The organism is Bacteroides sp. RTP31139st1_H2_RTP31139_211217 (assembly GCF_040227615.1).
GTDB classification, from domain to species: Bacteria; Bacteroidota; Bacteroidia; order Bacteroidales; family Bacteroidaceae; genus Bacteroides; species Bacteroides uniformis.
Genome location: NZ_JBCNZM010000308.1, coordinates 1 through 2,055, shown reverse-complemented (window position 1 = coordinate 2,055; position 2,055 = coordinate 1). Strand labels below are relative to the sequence as shown.

General features: G+C 43.2%; 2 protein-coding genes and 1 pseudogene. 2 read left to right on the top strand and 1 reads right to left on the bottom strand.

Annotation, left to right across the window (positions count from 1 at the left end):
* Positions 1-336, top strand: a 336-nt coding sequence (locus tag ABUA47_RS24365; RefSeq protein ID WP_349832241.1) for a S1 RNA-binding domain-containing protein, incomplete at its 5' end; no start/stop codon positions are given.
* A gap of 53 nt (positions 337-389) precedes the next feature.
* Here ABUA47_RS24365 and ABUA47_RS24360 read toward each other — a convergent pair.
* Positions 390-1,286 carry a CPBP family intramembrane glutamic endopeptidase gene (locus ABUA47_RS24360; protein ID WP_039162311.1) on the bottom strand — a complete coding sequence of 299 codons (897 nt, stop codon included), beginning with the start codon at positions 1,284-1,286 and terminating at the stop codon, positions 390-392.
* Between the two features lie 112 nt (positions 1,287-1,398).
* Here ABUA47_RS24360 and ABUA47_RS24355 point away from each other — a divergent pair.
* Positions 1,399-2,055 (top strand): annotated as a pseudogene (locus ABUA47_RS24355) (leucine-rich repeat domain-containing protein); the annotation flags it as partial.

Sequence of the window (2,055 nt, the reverse complement as noted above, 5' to 3'; positions counted from 1 at the left end):
CTGAAAGACATCCTGCAAGAGCTGGACAAGCCCGGACGTGACCCACGCGGACCGATAAAAATATTTGAATTTGATAAGAACGTGCGCACCATCAGCGACCTGCGCGAAGGCATGGAATTGCCCGGCATCGTAGGAAACATCACCAACTTCGGCGCATTTGTCGATATAGGCATCAAGGAAAACGGACTGGTACACCTCTCCCAACTCGCCGACAGATTCATATCAGACCCTAATGAAGTAGTGTCCATTCATCAACATATACGCGTAAAGGTACTCAGCATAGATATGGACCGGAAACGCATACAGCTGACAATGAAAGGAGTGGAACAGAATTAGTGATTAGGGATTAGTGATTAATGGTTAGTGGTTAATGGTTTCCGTATTAATCATTAATCCCTAATCACTAATCCCTTATAATAGTGTCTTAAGATAATTACTGTACCAAGCACTAAAAGTAGTGAACACAGAATAGAGCCTTCGAACCCGAAAGTTCCTCCATTTATCAGATTTTCTTCCGGAAAGTGAAGAATCAGCAGATTCTTATTGCTAAATTCATTTCCACTGACTTTATATCCCAAAACAGAACCTTGAATCCAGTTCCAGAACCAATGCAAGGCAATGGGGAAACAGAGGTTACGCGTGTATATATAGGAAGCTCCCAAGAAACAACCCGCCAGCATGATATTCAAAAACGGGACGAAGGCAAAGCTGGGATTGAAAAGATGCATCAACGAAAATAACACCGCAGAGATAAGCAATGCCACAAACTTATTGACGCCTCCATCCAGCATACGCCCTAAAATGAAACCGCGTCCAATAACTTCTTCCGTAACTGCCACTAAAAAATAAAGCAAAAGACTCGACAACAACGAAATGGGAGAAAACAAGACCCCTGCCACTTCCACAGCCCCCAACAATAAAGACAAGCCAAAACCAACTACATACAAGAACACGACAAACAAAGCTCCGTTCAGCAGGCTTCTGCCCCATCCCTTCAAAGACAAGCCCAAGCCCGAAAAAGGAAGCTTCCTGAAACCCAGCACCATACAAGCGGCAATAAGCCCACTGGCCAACATCAAGACTTCATTCAACATCATTAAATAGACGCTCATCCCACCAGCTTGTGTCTTCAACTCAGGGAAAGCAATCGCAAAAGGTATGGCAAACAAAAACAGAAAAATCATAAAAAGTACAGTAAACAGTACTATATCAACGAATGCCAGCCAAATACGTTTTGTTTTACTCATAGCAACACACTCTTCCTTCACCGTTTCTTCCGTCTCCATTTGTATCTCATTTTGATTAATATCCGACAAAAATAATAATAAAAAGAAAAAACTTCATGTATTCCTGCCGGTTTCTTCTTATATTTGAAAAATCAATCTGGAATCGACAAACATGAAACTAAGAAAAATACTTTTAGCCGTTGCCGGACTGGCGTTAATGCTGAATGCCTCGGCACAAAAATCCAAAAGATACTACGTGGCCAAACCTGGTACCCTGGTGGAACTGATGACAGAAGCGGAAGCCAATGAAATCACCCAACTGACCCTGCAGGGCAAGCTGAATGCCGTAGATTTCAGGCATCTACGGGATGAATTCAAAAACCTGCAACTGCTGGACATTTCCAATGCCTCCATCAGCATGTATGCAGGCAAGAACGGGACTTATCCAAACCGTTTTTATGTATATCCTGCCAATTGCATTCCGGCATATGCCTTCTGCAAGCAAATGGACGACAGTACATTTGTAGGTAAGGAGACGCTGACCAGGATTATCCTTTCCGACAAGACCAAGAACATCGAAGATGCTGCCTTTAAGGGATGCAAAAATCTCAAGATATGCCAGATACGGAAGAAAACGGCTCCCAATCTGTTGTCCGAAGCATTGGCCGATAGCGTTACAGCCATATTTGTTCCATTGGGATGCAGTGACTCCTATCGTACCAAAAAGAAATGGGAAACCTTTGCATTCATTGAAGGAGAACCACTGACAGTAAATGTGCAGATTGGTAAAATGGGCAGCCTTGCCAGCGAACTGTTAAGAGCGGGATTT